The 13,539-nt window shown below is 73.8% G+C and carries 15 protein-coding genes and 1 pseudogene; 8 read left to right on the top strand and 8 right to left on the bottom strand.

The window, feature by feature from the left end:
- Window positions 1-7 precede the first annotated feature (7 nt).
- The 3 genes and pseudogenes from BGP03_RS29855 to BGP03_RS36120 form a co-directional block, all read left to right on the top strand.
- Window positions 8-1,111, top strand: coding sequence for a HoxN/HupN/NixA family nickel/cobalt transporter (locus BGP03_RS29855; protein ID WP_296372478.1), 1,104 nt, complete (start codon window positions 8-10; stop codon window positions 1,109-1,111).
- A gap of 17 nt (window positions 1,112-1,128) precedes the next feature.
- On the top strand, window positions 1,129-2,256 hold the full coding sequence (locus tag BGP03_RS29850) for a DUF309 domain-containing protein (RefSeq protein ID WP_298801074.1): 1,128 nt from the start codon (window positions 1,129-1,131) through the stop codon (window positions 2,254-2,256).
- Between the two features lie 191 nt (window positions 2,257-2,447).
- Window positions 2,448-3,185: pseudogene (locus BGP03_RS36120) on the top strand (GNAT family N-acetyltransferase); the annotation flags it as partial.
- A gap of 111 nt (window positions 3,186-3,296) precedes the next feature.
- Here BGP03_RS36120 and BGP03_RS29845 read toward each other — a convergent pair.
- The 6 genes from BGP03_RS29845 to tsaA all read right to left on the bottom strand — a co-directional run bounded on the left by BGP03_RS29845 (window position 3,297) and on the right by tsaA (window position 8,153).
- A complete protein-coding gene (locus tag BGP03_RS29845) occupies window positions 3,297-4,418 on the bottom strand; it encodes an ABC transporter substrate-binding protein (protein WP_296372485.1) in 1,122 nt (373 codons plus the stop codon).
- Window positions 4,419-4,428: 10 nt separating this feature from the next.
- Entirely contained in the window at window positions 4,429-5,166 is a 738-nt protein-coding gene (locus tag BGP03_RS29840) for an ABC transporter permease subunit (RefSeq protein WP_298801075.1), read from the bottom strand.
- A gap of 71 nt (window positions 5,167-5,237) precedes the next feature.
- The gene (locus BGP03_RS29835) at window positions 5,238-6,005 is read right to left on the bottom strand and encodes an ABC transporter ATP-binding protein (protein WP_298801076.1); all 768 of its coding nucleotides are present in this window, start codon (window positions 6,003-6,005) and stop codon (window positions 5,238-5,240) included.
- Window positions 6,002-6,868 carry an ABC transporter permease subunit gene (locus BGP03_RS29830; RefSeq protein WP_298801077.1) on the bottom strand — a complete coding sequence of 289 codons (867 nt, stop codon included), beginning with the start codon at window positions 6,866-6,868 and terminating at the stop codon, window positions 6,002-6,004. The genes BGP03_RS29835 and BGP03_RS29830 overlap by 4 nt, the downstream gene beginning before the upstream one ends.
- 104 nt (window positions 6,869-6,972) lie before the next feature.
- Entirely contained in the window at window positions 6,973-7,710 is a 738-nt protein-coding gene (locus BGP03_RS29825; protein ID WP_296372492.1) for an SDR family NAD(P)-dependent oxidoreductase, read from the bottom strand.
- A 47-nt stretch (window positions 7,711-7,757) separates the two neighbouring features.
- Entirely contained in the window at window positions 7,758-8,153 is a 396-nt protein-coding gene (gene tsaA, locus BGP03_RS29820) for a tRNA (N6-threonylcarbamoyladenosine(37)-N6)-methyltransferase TrmO (RefSeq protein WP_296372495.1), read from the bottom strand.
- A 36-nt stretch (window positions 8,154-8,189) separates the two neighbouring features.
- Here tsaA and BGP03_RS29815 point away from each other — a divergent pair, with 36 nt between their 5' ends.
- Both BGP03_RS29815 and BGP03_RS29810 read left to right on the top strand, forming a co-directional pair.
- Window positions 8,190-8,993, top strand: coding sequence for a shikimate dehydrogenase (locus BGP03_RS29815; RefSeq protein ID WP_296372497.1), 804 nt, complete (start codon window positions 8,190-8,192; stop codon window positions 8,991-8,993).
- Between the two features lie 69 nt (window positions 8,994-9,062).
- Window positions 9,063-9,425: a DUF2256 and DUF3253 domain-containing protein gene (locus BGP03_RS29810; protein ID WP_298801078.1), complete on the top strand. Its 363-nt coding sequence runs from the start codon at window positions 9,063-9,065 to the stop codon at window positions 9,423-9,425.
- Window positions 9,426-9,478: 53 nt separating this feature from the next.
- On the opposite strand, the gene BGP03_RS29805 is transcribed toward BGP03_RS29810, so the two are convergent.
- Window positions 9,479-10,048: a class I SAM-dependent methyltransferase gene (locus tag BGP03_RS29805; RefSeq protein ID WP_296372501.1), complete on the bottom strand. Its 570-nt coding sequence runs from the start codon at window positions 10,046-10,048 to the stop codon at window positions 9,479-9,481.
- A gap of 37 nt (window positions 10,049-10,085) precedes the next feature.
- Here BGP03_RS29805 and BGP03_RS29800 point away from each other — a divergent pair, with 37 nt between their 5' ends.
- Together BGP03_RS29800 and BGP03_RS29795 are read left to right on the top strand one after the other, a co-directional pair.
- Window positions 10,086-11,432 (top strand): cysteine synthase family protein, encoded by a 1,347-nt coding sequence (locus tag BGP03_RS29800; RefSeq protein WP_296372502.1) that lies wholly within the window; start codon window positions 10,086-10,088, stop codon window positions 11,430-11,432.
- Between the two features lie 8 nt (window positions 11,433-11,440).
- Window positions 11,441-12,145 (top strand): DsbA family oxidoreductase, encoded by a 705-nt coding sequence (locus BGP03_RS29795; protein ID WP_296372505.1) that lies wholly within the window; start codon window positions 11,441-11,443, stop codon window positions 12,143-12,145.
- Here the strand turns inward: BGP03_RS29795 and BGP03_RS29790 are convergent, their stop codons facing one another.
- Window positions 12,146-13,063: an alpha/beta hydrolase gene (locus tag BGP03_RS29790; protein ID WP_298801079.1), complete on the bottom strand. Its 918-nt coding sequence runs from the start codon at window positions 13,061-13,063 to the stop codon at window positions 12,146-12,148. It abuts the gene before it with no gap.
- Between the two features lie 122 nt (window positions 13,064-13,185).
- Between BGP03_RS29790 and BGP03_RS29785 the strand changes: the two genes are divergently transcribed.
- Entirely contained in the window at window positions 13,186-13,491 is a 306-nt protein-coding gene (locus BGP03_RS29785; protein WP_298801080.1) for a putative quinol monooxygenase, read from the top strand.
- Window positions 13,492-13,539 lie beyond the last annotated feature (48 nt).

The raw sequence follows: 13,539 nt of genomic DNA, 5'->3' as shown, positions 1-13,539 counted from the left end.
TTGCCACATGACCGCACCGGCCGCGCCGAAGCGCTTCGACCGCACCGACTGGATCCACGTCGGGGGGATGGCCGGGTTCATCCTGCTGCTGACCGTGCTGGGCTGGTTCGTGCTGCTCGCCCTCGTCGTGCCGGGCGACTACCAGCTCGGCGCCCAGGGCGCCTTCGGCACGGGGCTCGGCCTCACCGCGTATCTGCTCGGCATGCGCCACGCGTTCGACGCCGACCACATCGCAGCCATCGACAACACCACGCGCAAGCTCGTGGGTGACGGCCAACGGGCCCGCGGCGTGGGCTTCTGGTTCTCGCTCGGCCACTCGTCGGTCGTGTTCGTGCTCTGCCTGTTCCTGGCGCTGGGCGTCCGCACCCTGACCAGCGCCCTGGACGACGACTCGTCCACCGTCAAGCAGGTGCTGGGCTTCACCGGCACGCTGGTCGGGGGCGGCTTCCTGCTGCTGCTCGGGCTGCTCAACCTCGTGGCACTGGTCGGCATCGGCCGGGTGTTCGCCCGGATGCGCTCCGAGGAGCTCGACGAGGAGGAGCTGGAGCACCAGCTCAACTCGCGCGGATTTCTGGCCCGCATCCTCGGGCGCGTCATGCGGGCGGTGAACCGGCCGTGGCACATGTTCCCCGTCGGGTTCATCTTCGGGCTCGGGTTCGACACCGCCACCGAGGTGACGCTGCTGGTGCTCGCCGGCGGGGCCGCCGCCTACGCGCTGCCCTGGTACGCGATCCTCGTCATCCCGGTCCTCTTCGCCGCCGGCATGAGCCTGTTCGACACCGCCGACGGGGTGTTCATGTCCGCCGCGTACGGCTGGGCGTTCCTGCGGCCGGTGCGGAAGGTCTTCTACAACCTGACGGTGACGGCGCTGTCGGTGATGGTCGCGCTCGTGATCGGCGGCATCGAGCTGCTGCAGCTGCTGGCCGTCGAGGTCGGCGCCACGTCGGGCCCGCTCGCCGCCGTCGCCGACCTCGACCTGGAACACGTCGGCTACGTGATCGTCGGGCTGTTCGTGGCGACGTGGCTGCTGGCGCTGGGCGTCTGGCGGTTCGGCCGGATCGAGGAGCGCTGGACGGCCGGCGTCAGCGCCGCGGCCGAGACGACGACCTGACGTGCGACGGTGGAGGCATGCCACGTGACCGGGATGCCGCGGGCCGCGCCCGCAACGCCCGCCCCCGCGACGCGGCGGGCCGCCCGCTGCCCCACGGCGCCACGGGCGTGGAGCGGGTGCCCGACGATCTCGTCCTGACCGCCGACGAGGCCGTGACCGAGGCCCAGCGGCTCCTCGACGACGGCCTGCCCTTCCCCGCCCACGACGTCCTGGAGGCGGCGTGGAAGGGCGCGCCTGACCACGAGCGGGAGCTGTGGCGGGGCCTGGCCCAGCTCGCCGTCGGGCTCACCCACGCCCAGCGCGGCAACACCCGCGGCGCGGTGTCGCTGCTGGCGCGGGCGGCGGAGCGGCTCGGCGGCTGGGAGGCCCGGTGCCCGCGCGGCTCGACGTCACGGGCCTGGCGAGCTGGGCGGCCGCGCGGGCGAACGCTCTCGAGGCGGGCGAGCCGATCGGCCGGGGCCCGCGCATGCGCCGCACCGTGCCGACCTGACGACGCGCTCCGCGCGGTCCGGGGGAGTTACGGTGCCCGGGTGACCGAGGCCGTGTTCCCGCCGGGGTTCTTCGAGCGGGACGACCCCTCCCCCGACACCGTGTTCTACGGCCCGCCGCGGCTCGTCGAGCACATCGACGCCCGGGCCATCGCCGCCGTGGGCGCGCTCTACACCGAGCTCGGGCTCGACGGCGAGGTGCTCGACCTCATGTCGTCGTGGATCTCCCACTTCGAGCACCCGCCGCGGCGGCTGGTCGGGCTGGGCATGAACGCCTCCGAGCTGACGGCCAACCCGATGATGGCCGAGCACGTCGTCCACGACCTCAACGCCGATCCGGTGCTCCCGTTCCCGGACGCGACCTTCGACGCCGTCACCTGCTGCGTGTCGGTGGACTACCTGACCGACCCGGTCCCGGTGTTCCGCGAGGTCGCGCGCGTGCTGCGGCCGGGTGGGCCGTTCGTGGTGACGTTCTCCAACCGCTGCTTCCCCACCAAGGCCATCCGCGGCTGGCTGCGGACCGACGACGAGCAGCACCTGCAGGTCGTCAACGCCTACTTCGCACTGTCGGAGGGGTTCGGGCAGGTCCGGGGCCAGCTGCGCACGCCGCCCGGGCCGGGCGACCCGCTCTACGCGGTCTGGGCGCCGGCGAAATAGCCGGCGCGGCCGGCCCGCTCCCCGCGATCATCGCGGGATGGAGGTACCGGAACTGAGCGACGGCGTCGTCACCCTGCGCGCCCACGGTCCCGCCGACGTCGACGGGCTGGTCGCGATGGCCACCGACCTCGAGACCGTCCGCTGGACGAGCGTCCCCGTGCCCTACGACCGCCGGCACGCCGTAGCGCTGGGTGCACGCGGACGTGCGCGGCGGATGGCGCGACGGTTCGGCGTTCCGCCGGGCGGTGGAGGCGGCCGACGGTGCCACCCCACGGTTCGCGGGCAACATCGACATCCGCGCCGGGCCGCCGCCGGACATCGGGTTCGCCACGGCGCCGTGGGCGCGGGGCCGCGGCATCACCGCGCGGGCGGGCCTCCCCGTCGTGCACCGGTCGGCGAACGTCGGCAACCTCGCGTCCTGGCGGGTGGCCCACGCGTGCGGCTTCACGTTCCACGGCGAGCGGCCGCTGTCGGTGCCGCAGCGGGGTGCGCTGCACGACGCCTGGTACGCGTCGCTCCGGCCCGGCGACGGCCCCACGCCGCGCACCACGTGGTGGCCGACGCCCGTGCTCGAGGGCCCCCGCGTCCGGCTCCGGCCGCACACCGAGGCCGACCTCCCGCGGATCGTGGAGGCCTGCTCCGACGAGCGCACGCGGTTCTGGCTCAACACACTGCCCGACCCCGACCCCGACCCCGACACCGACGACGCGGCGCGCGCGTTCGTCCGCACGAAGCGACTCGCGGAATCCCTCGGCGAGGGGGTCACGTGGGCGGTCGCCGACCGCGACGACGACCGGATGCTGGCCGACGTCGGCATCTTCCGGCTCGACGACCGCCTCAATCCCACCAGCGCGGAGATCGGCTACTGGGCCCACCCCGACGCCCGGGGCGAGGGCGTGGTCGGCGAGGCCGTCGACCTCGTGCTCGACCACGCCTTCACCCCGCGCGAGGCGGGCGGGCTGGGCCGCCACCGGCCGCTGACGCGGCCCGTGCGCGGAAATCAGGGTCCTGACCCTGATTTCCGCGCACGACCGCTCGGCTCAGCTGCCGCCCGGGTTCAGCGTCACCGTCATGGGCTGGAAGCCCGCGCCCACGACGTCGACTCCTCCGCCCTTGAGGATCTCCAGCGCCTTCGTCACGTAGTCGTTGGTGTACGCCTGCGCGTCGGGGTCCTTGGTGATCACCGTGGCGCCGTCGGCGTTGACGGCGGTGCGGGCGACCTTCACCGTCTGGGCCCAGGCGGCGGGGTCGATCGTGCCCGCACCGGCCGCGGGCGAGGGCCAGATCAGCTTGTTGACCTCGTTGATCTGCCACAGCTGGTGGCTCGCCCCGAGCTTCGACCCGGCCTTGACGACGAGGTCGCGGCAGGCCGTCACGTTGTCGCGGCACCAGGCCCAGCCCTTGATCGACCCGGCGATGAACTTCGTGGTCTGGTCCTGGTAGGCGGGGTCCGAGAGCTTGTCGGTGTTGGCCCAGATCGCGTCCTGGAGCATCGCGGTGCCGTCGTCGTTCCAGTTGATGACGTTGAAGTCGCTCGGCTGGAAGAGCTTCCCGGTGGCCGGGTTGTTCGCCTCCAGCACCTGCGCGTACTCGTTGTAGGACATGGCCTGCGCGGCGTCGATGTCGCCGGAGAGCAGGGCCTGCATGTCGAACTGCTGCTGGACGAGCGCGCCGGGCTTGACCCCGGCCTTGGTCATGCCCGCGAACAGCTCGAACTCGTTGCCGAAGCCCCAGTTGCCCACCTTCTTGCCGGCGAGCTGGGCGGGCGAGGTGATGCCCTTGTTCGCGAACGACACCTGCCGGGTGCCGGAGCGCTGGTAGATCTGGGCGACGTCGGTGATCGCCGCGCCCTGCTCCCGCGACGCGAGCGCCTTGGGCACCCAGGCGATGGCGTAGTCGGCCTGGCCCTGCGCCAGCACGGTCTGCGGGACGATGTCGACGCCACCCTCCTTGATCGTGACGTCGAGACCCTGCTCCTTGTAGAAGCCCTGGTCCGCCGCCGCGATGTATCCGGCGAACTGGCCCTGGGTGAACCACTGCAGCTGCAGCGAGACGGGCTTGAGAGCGCCGGCGGCGGGAGCGGCGGCCTCAGGAGTGGCGGAGCAGGCGCTGACCGCCAACGTGAGTGCGGCCGCGACTGCGACCAGTGCTCGTCGGGACATCCGGGTCTCCTCAGGTGGTGGTGCGGCCGCGGGTGGCGAGCCGTTCGGCCAGCAGCCCGGCCAGGTAGAACAGCAGCCCCAGGACGATCGAGGCGGCGACGAAGGCCCACGCACGCGCGTAGGCGGTGTTGGCGGCGGCCGAGGTGATGCGGCTGCCCAGCCCGTTCTGCAGCCCCCCGAAGTACTCGGCGACGATCGACGCGATCACCGCGGCCGGGGCGGCGAGCCGCAGTCCCGTGATGATGTAGGGCACCGCGCCCGGCACGCGCACGAAGCGCGCGAACTGGGCGGGCGTGGCGGCCAGCGACGTCATGAGGTCGGCGTGCACCGGCGCCACGGCGCGCAGCCCGCGCACCGTCGAGACGAACACGGGCACGATCACGACGACGGTGACGACGAGCCGGCGCGGGATCTCGGTGGTGGAGCCGAACATCGTGGTGAACACCGGCGCGAGCGCGACGATCGGCACGGCGCTCCCGGCGAGTACGACGGGCGTGGTCAGCTCCGCCACCAGCCGCGACGCCGACGCGAGCAGCGCCAGCAGCACCCCGACGAGGAACCCGGCGACGAGCCCCACCAGCGCGTTCCCGCCGGTGACGGCGGCGGTCTCGAGGATGACGGGGAGGTGGGAGCCGATCTGCGCACCGATCGCGGTGGGCGCGGGCAGCAGGAAGGCCGGGACGCCGAGGAGCCGGACAAAGCCCTCCCAGACCAGGAGCACGAGGACGCCGAAGGCGACCGGCGCCACCCATCCGTTCCGACGAACGGCGCTCCCGTCGGAACCCGGGCGACGACCGTGCCGCTCGTCGGTGGGGGCGGTCATGATCCGTGGGCCTTCCGGAGGGACTCCCGGACCGCGGTGATCGCCTCGAAGAAGGCGGTGCTCTCGCGGACGTCGTCGATGTCGCCGACGGCGCCGCCGGGGCGGCAGCCTCCGATGACCTCCGTGATCCTCCCGGGGCGCGGGCTCATCACGACCACCCGGTCCGAGAGCACCGCGGCCTCGGGGATCGAGTGGGTCACGAACAGCACGGCGGCGCCGGTCTCGCGGGCCAGCCGCAGCAGCTCGGCCTGCATCCGCTCGCGCGTCATCTCGTCCAGGGCGCCGAAGGGCTCGTCCATCAGCAGCAACCGCGGGCTGGGCGCGAGCGCGCGGGCGATGGCCACCCGCTGCTGCATGCCGCCCGAGAGCTGCCCGGGCCGGGACGCCGCGAAGTCGGCGAGCCCGACCAGCTCCAGCAGCTCCGCGGCCCGGGCCCGGCGCTGCGCCTTGCCCATCCCGTGCACCTGCAGCGGCAGCTCGACGTTCTCCGCCACCGTGCGCCACTCCAGCAGCCCGGCGGCCTGGAACGCGATGCCGTACTCCTGGTCGACCCGCGCCCGCTGCGGGCTCTTGCCGGCCACGAGCACCGTGCCGCCTCCTGCCTGCTCCAGGTCGGCGATGATGCGCAGCAGCGTCGACTTCCCGCACCCGGACGGCCCGATGAGCGAGACGAACTCGCCGTCGGCGATGGTCAGGTCGATGCCGTCGAGGGCGTGGACCTCCCCGAACCGCTTGTCGACGTCCTCCAGCTCGACGGCCGTCACGACACGCTCCCCCGGTACCTCTTCAGGCCGACGTCCAGCAGGCCCACCGCCGCGGCCGCGACCAGCCCGAGCACGGCGGCGCCGAGGATCGCGGCGTACATCTGCGACGGGTCGCCGGTGGCGGCCTGCGCGTAGGAGATGATCAGCCGGCCGATGCCGCCGCGGGTGCCCGTCGAGATCTCGGCGACGATCGCCCCGACCACCGCCGCTGCGGCCGCGAGCCGGACCGCGGGCACGACGTGCGGCACCGACGCGGGCAGGCGCAGCCGCAGCAGCGTGGTCCACCAGCCCGCGGCGAGCGCCCGGAACAGCTCGACGTCGGCCTTGGCGGGCGAGGTGAGCCCGCGCAGCATGCCGACCGCGACCGGGAAGAACGCCAGGTAGGCCGCGATCACCATGACGCTGGCCCACGACTGCCAGGCCCATCCCAGGATGTGGATCTTCCCACCCCAGCCCGCGACGAGCGGAGCCACCGCGATCAGCGGCACCGTCTGCGACGCGACGACGTAGGGCAGGGCCGCCCGCTGCACCAGCCCGAAACGGGCCATGATCAGCGCGAGCAGCACCCCGGACACCCCGCCGATCACGAGGCCGCCCAGCGCGAGCCCGAGCGTGAACAGCGCCCCGGACGCCACCGCGGCCCCGACCGTGCGGGACCCGGCACCAGCCACCTCCGGGGTGCCGAGGCGCTCCAGCACCGTCCAGACGTGGGGCATGGCGGCGTCGCCGGTGCGCGGGAGCAGGCGGGTGCCACCGACGGTCACGCCGTCGGCGGGGAGCACGAGCTTGGCGAGCTCCCACAGCACGACCAGCAGCAGGAAGGCCGCGACGGCGGTCAGCAGCGAGCGTGACCTGCTGACCATGTACGGAACTCCTGTCGTCGGCGGGACACCAGGAAGAGATCCTGCGAGGAGTTCATGACCGTAGTGTTACCGACGCATTCCCAAAAGCACTGACGCGGGTGCGATCAGCGCGGCATCTTCCGCCACAGTGCCCGCGGGGCGTGCCTGAGCAGCGCGAACACCGGCCGCAGGGCCGCGGGCACCCACACCTCGCCCTTGCCCGAGCGCAGCGCGGCCACCGTGGCGTCGGCCACCTGGTCCGGTGTGGACGACAGCGGGGCGGGCGTCATGCCCTCGGTCATCCGGCCGATCACGAACCCCGGACGCACCAGCAGCAGCCGCACCCCGGAGCCGTGCAGGGCGTCGGCGAGGCCGCTCGCGAACCCGTCCAGCCCGGCCTTGGCCGATCCGTAGACGTAGTTGGCGCGGCGCACGCGGGCGCCGGCCACCGAGGAGTAGACCACCAGCGTGCCGCTTCCCTGCGCCCGCAGGAGCGTGGCCAGCCGGGTCAGGATCGCGACGTGGGCGACGTAGTCGGTGTGCACGATCTGCACGGCGTGGTCGGGGTCGGCCTCGGCGCGCGCCTGCTCGCCGAGCAGCCCGAACGCGACGACGACGACGTCGAGCGGCCCGTGCCGTTCCACGACGCCGTCGAGCAGAGCCTGGTGGGACGCCAGGTCGTCGGCGTCGAACTCGACGGGCTCCACGGCCACCGCGCCGGCCTCGCGGACGGCCTTCTGCTCCGCGTCGAGGTCGCCGCTGCGCCGGGCCGCGAGCACCACCGTGGCCCCGGGGGCGAGGCGGCGCGCCACCGCGATCCCGATCTCGCTGCGGCCACCCAGGACGAGCACGGTCTGCGTCACACGACACATGATCGCAACAGCGGCTGCCGACTGTTCACCGGTGCGCTTCAGGAGATGACCCGCTTGACGTCGACGATCGGCGTGCCGTCGACGGCCTCGAGGTGGGCGACGCGCACGCGCAACCCGTCGACCTCCTCGACGTGCACCTGGTGCAGCCCGACCGGGTTGGGGCGGTCGGGCGAGCGGGTGCCGAACACGCCGGTCTCGGGCCGCGCGGGATCGTCGCGCGGACGGGTGGTGAGCACCGTGCGGTCGGCCTGGTGGAACCAGGTGAGCAGCAGGATGTCCGTGTCCGGCTCGATGCCCGCAACGGCGGCGCGCACGTCCTCGTCGAACTCCAGCCACGCCCCGGGCGCACCCTCGTCGGGCTGGCGGGGCGCGTCCCGGCGGTCGACGAGCGGCGAGCGCACGCGCCCGATCGGCCGGATCTCGTAGCTCGTCACGAGGTGCTTTCTACCGTCTCCCGACATACTGGCGCGATGCGTGCCGCCGTCCTGGGCTCCCCCGTCGCCCACTCCCTCTCCCCCGCCCTGCACACCGCGGCCTACCGCGCGCTCGGTCTCGACGGCTGGACCTACGACCGCCACGAGTGCGACGAGGCCGCGCTGCCCGCGTTCGTCGACGGCCTCGACGCCGACTGGGCCGGGCTGTCGCTGACGATGCCGCTCAAGCGGGTGGCGCTGGAGGTGGCCGACGAGGTCTCCCCCACCGCGGCCGCGATCGGGGCCGCCAACACGCTGGTGCTGACCGGCGGCCGGCGCTTCGCGGACAACACCGACGTCCTGGGCATCGTCGCCGCGCTGCGCGGATCGACACAGCGCGACGTGGGTGGGCGCGCCGTCGTCCTCGGGGCGGGCGGCACCGCACAGGCCGCGCTCGCCGCGCTGCGCGACCTCGGGATCGACGACGTCACGGTGCTGGTCCGCAACCCCGCCCGCGCCGGCGAGCTGCGGGCCACCGCCGATCGGCTCGGCGTGTCCCCGGTGATCGACGACGCCCTGCTCGACCCCGCCCGCACCGCGACCGTGCTGGAGAAGGCCGACGTCGTGATCTCGACGCTGCCCGGACCGGCCGCCGACGCCCTGTCCGGCACCGGTCCCGGCGCCGTCGTCCTCGACGTCGTCTACGCGCCATGGCCCACCCCGTTCGCCGCCGCGGCGCAGGCCGGTGGTGCGCGGATCGTCAGCGGGCTGGAGATGCTGCTGCACCAGGCCGTCGCCCAGGTGGAGCTGATGACGGGGCGACCCGGCCCGGTCGAGGCGATGCGCGCGGCCCTGCCGTGACGGTGCCATCACGCCGGCCACCATCACGGCTTTCGTCCCGGCCGCGCGACCGGTCGGGGAGGACTCGGCATGGCTGATAAGACCTGCGTCGTCTGCGGGCGGCGGATCGAGTGGCGCAAGAAGTGGGAGCGCGACTGGGACGAGGTCCGCCACTGCGGCTCGGCCTGCCGCCGCCGCGGCCTGCGCGAGGTCGACGCCCGGCTGGAGGCGGCCATCGAGGGCCTGCTCGACGCCCGGGCCCGCGCGGCCACGATCTGCCCGTCCGAGGCCGCCCGCCAGGTGGATCCCGGCGGGTGGCGCGAGCTGATGGAACCCGCGCGCATGGCGGCCCGGCGGCTGGTGGAGAAGGGCACCGTCCAGATCGTGCAGGGCGGCCGGGTGGTGGACCCGTCGACGGCGAAGGGTCCGATCCGCCTGCGCCGCAGTAAATAACCCGCGAGTCGGCGGTTTCCAGCCCGCGAGTCGGCGGTTCCGCGCAGCCCGGGCTACCTCCGGTGCACCGATACGGCGTAGGCCCCTCCGGTGTAGGCCTCCCGGTCCCAGGTGGCGAACCGGTCCTCCGGCTCGAGTCCGGCGGCGGCGCACCAGGCGTCGTACTCGTCGAGGGTCGGCCAGCCCTCCTGCAGCTGGAAACCGGCGACGAGCAGTCCGCCCGCCGCGAGGTGGCGGGCGCAGGCGGCCACGAGCTCGGACCGCCGGGACGCGTACGGCACGACGTTGCCGGCCAGCACCACCACGTCGAATCGCTCGGGCCGGTCGAGATCGGCGAGGTCGACGGCGAGCCAGGCCATCCCCGGGGCCTTGGCCCGCGCGGCGGTGATCATGTCCGGGTCGGCGTCGACGCCCAGCACCGAGACGCCCCGACGGGCCAGCTCGATCCCGACGCGCCCGGTGCCGCAGCCGCCGTCGAGCGCCGAGGCGGGCCGGTAGGACCACACGAGGTCGGCCTCGCCGTGCGGGTTCTCCCCCTCCTCGGCCATCCGCGCCCAGCGCTCGTCGTAGGAGTCGAGGTCCACGCGGTCGCGCCACTGCGACCAGTCATCGGGGAGCGTCATGTCCCCAGGTTGTCACGGCGTCGGGCACCATCAGTGCGTGGACATACACGAGTCGCTGCTCGACGCCGTCGGCCGCACGCCGCTGGTCCGCCTCAACCGCGTGACGGCGGGGCTGGCCGCGCAGGTCTGGGTGAAGCTCGAGTTCCTCAACCCCGGTGGCAGCGTCAAGGACCGGGCGGCCTTGGCGATGGTGCGCGAGGCCGAACGGCTCGGGGACCTCGCGCCGGGCGGCACGATCGTCGAGGGCTCGTCGGGCAACACCGGCGTCGGGCTCGCGATGGTGGCCGCGCAGCTCGGCTACCGGGCGGTCGTCGTGGTGCCGAACACGATCGCGCGCGAGAAGATCGCACTGCTGCGGGCGTACGGGGCGCAGGTCGTGCCCACCGAGGCCAAGGTGCCCCGCGAGAGCCCCGAGCACGTCAACAACCTGGCTGCCCGCATCGCCGACGAGACCCCGGGTGGCTGGTACGCCAACCAGTACGACAACCCGGCCAACCCGCGCATCCACGAGCTGACCACCGGCCCGGAGATCTGGGAGCAGACCGGCGGGCGGGTCACGCACCTCGTCGCGGGCGTGGGCACCGGCGGCACCATCAGCGGCACCGGCCGCCACCTCAAGCAGCACGGCGTGACGGTGGTCGGGGTGGACCCGGCGTCGTCGACCTACTCCGGCGGCGACGGCAGCCCGTACTTCGTGGAGAGCGTCGGGCACTACCGCCATCCCGCCACCGTCGACGACGTCTGGCCGGAGGCCTACGACCAGAGCGTGCTCGACCGCTTCGTGCGCATCGGCGACCGCGAGTCCCTGACCGTGACGCGCCGGCTGGCCCGTGAGGAGGGGCTGCTCGTCGGCGGGTCGGCCGGTACCGCGGTGGCCGGGGCGCTGCGGGTGGCCGCGGAGCTGGGCCCCGAGCACCTGGTCGTCGCGGTGCTGCCCGACTCGGGCCGCAACTACCTCTCGAAGTACTTCGACGACGCGTGGATGACGCAGCTCGGCTTCCTCGACGCGCCGGCCGGGCCGTTCGTCCGGGACGTGATCACCGCACGCGGGCTGACGGTCGCCCACGCCGACCACACGGTCGCCGCCGTCGCGCAGCTGGACGCGGACCTGGTCGCCGTCGTCACCCCGCGCCCCTCCCGGGAGCCGACGCGCTCGGCGCCGGAGGTGGTGGGCGCCGTCCGCCCCGCCGACCTGCGCGCGCTCCTCGCGGGCGACCCCGGGCGCGGCGGCGATCCGGTGGTCGGGCACGCCACCGGCACTCCGACCGCCGTCGGGGCCGGGGAGAACGCCGCCGAGGCCGGCGCCCGGGTGGACGGGCCCGCGCTCGTCCTCGTCGACGGACGCGCGGTGGCCCTGGAACATCTCCCGGACCCGATCGGTTGAGCCTGCACATGAAGGTGGAGATCTGGTCCGACGTCGTGTGCCCGTGGTGTGCCATCGGCAAGCGCCGTTTCGAGAAGGCCCTGGCGACGTTCGCCCACGCCGACGACGTGCAGGTGCGTTGGCGCAGCTTCGAGCTCGACCCGTCCGCGCCGCGCGAGCGGGAGGGCGATCTGGCGACGCACCTGGCCGAGAAGTACGGCGTCACGCCCGAGAAGGCGCAGGCCATGCACGACCAGATGACGGAGACCGCGGCCCAGGACGGGCTCGACTTCCACTTCGAGCGCGCCCGCGGCGGCAACACCCTCGACGCCCACCGGCTCATCCATCTCGGCGCCGACCGCGGTGTCCAGGACGCGGTGAAGGAGCGGTTCTTCCAGGCCTACCTCACCGAGGGCGAGCGCATCGGCGACCCCGGGACGCTGGTGCGCCTGGGCGCCGAGGCCGGGCTCGACGAGGCCGAGGCCCGCGCGGTGCTGGCGTCGGACCGCTACACCGCCGACGTCCGCGCCGACGAGCGCCAGGCCCAGGCCTACGGCATCACCGGGGTGCCGTTCTACGTGATCGACGGGAAGTACGGCGTGTCCGGCGCGCAACCGGCCGAGGCCCTGCTGCAGGTGCTGGAGCAGGCGTGGACGGAGTCCCACCCGGCACCGGTCCTCACCCCGGCCGGCGGCCAGGGCGAGGCGTGCGCCGACGGCAGCTGCGCCGTCTGATCAGGCGGCGGGAGCGCTGACCTTCAGCACGCGCTCCAGGAACGCCACCTGCGCCGCCGAGCCCCGCTCGAAGAGGTCGCCGGTGTAGATGTCGAAGTGGCCGGACTCCAGCTCCAGCACCTCCGAGCCCGCTCCGGCCTTGCGCGCCACGGCCCGCACGGCCGCGGGCGGGCAGATGTTGTCCTCCGTGGCCACCACAAGGAAGATCGGCGCGCGCAGCTTCGCCGCCGCCGTCACCGGGCGGTTGAGCGGGATGATCGCGGCCCCGCGGGCGCACATCTCGTTGCGGAACGTCGGCCCCATGATCGACCGGTAGCCGGTCTCGGCGCCCTCGGCCGTGATCGCGGCCAGGGAGCCGGGCGGGCCGACCACCGGGATGAGGTGCGGCGCGCGGCCGAGCAGCGATCCGACCATGTCCCACAAGGCGTGCCCGGTGAGCTTGAGCAGCTGCCCGACGCCCGCGTACTTCCCGATCTCCAGTAGCGCCACCAGCCCGTCCATCGCCGCGCCCTGCGAGATCACGGCGGCGACCTGGCCGTCCTTCGCCGCCACGGGGACGACGTGCCCGCCGGAGTACGAGCTGCCCCACAGCACGATCCGCTCGGGGTCGACGCCGGGCAGGCCACGGGCGTGGGCGATGGCGGCGTGGTAGTCCTGCCGGTGCTTCAGGTGGGCGACGTTCTGGCGCGGGGTGCCGTCGCTGAGGCCGTAGCCGCGGTAGTCGAACACCAGGACGTCGCAGCCCGCGGCGGCGAACCGCTCCGCGAACGGGAGCAGCTCGGCGTCCTTGGTGGCGCCGAAGCCGTGGCCCATGACGACGCAGGGGCGGCCGCGGTCGCCGGTGAGCGCGTCGGCCTCCGCATGCAGGTACCAGGCCGCGCAGCGCGTCCCGTGGCTGTCGAACCCGGTGTCGTCCATCGTCGCTCGCTCCCGTGTCGAAGTGGTCCCGACCACATCTTCGCACCGCGCGACCCGGGCGGTTCGGTCCGGCGGCCACTACGGTGACCCGAGATCATCACCGGATCCCACCGAGGAGTCCCATGTTCGTCGTGCACGGCACGTTCCCCATCAAGCCCGACTCCGCGGACGAGCTGCGCGCCGCGCTCACCGACCTGCAGGCGGCCACGCGCGCCGAGGCGGGCTGCCTGTCCTACGAGTGGTCCGAGAGCGTCGAGTCCCCCGGCACCTTCTACTCGATCGAGACCTGGGACTCGCGGGCCTCGCTGGACCGGCACATGACCAGCGACGCGGTGAAGGCCGCCGTCGCGAACCTCCCGGGCTGGCTGGCCGGCGCCCCGGCGCTGGCCGGCTACGAGACGGCCGAGGAGATCACGCTGCCCCTCTAGGACGCTCCTGAAAAAGCCGGTCGTGTCGGTCCTGGCCGGGACGGTCGG

Source organism: Pseudonocardia sp. 73-21, from assembly GCF_001899645.1.
Taxonomy (GTDB): Bacteria; Actinomycetota; Actinomycetes; order Mycobacteriales; family Pseudonocardiaceae; genus Pseudonocardia.
This window is presented reverse-complemented; position numbering and strand designations above follow the sequence as displayed.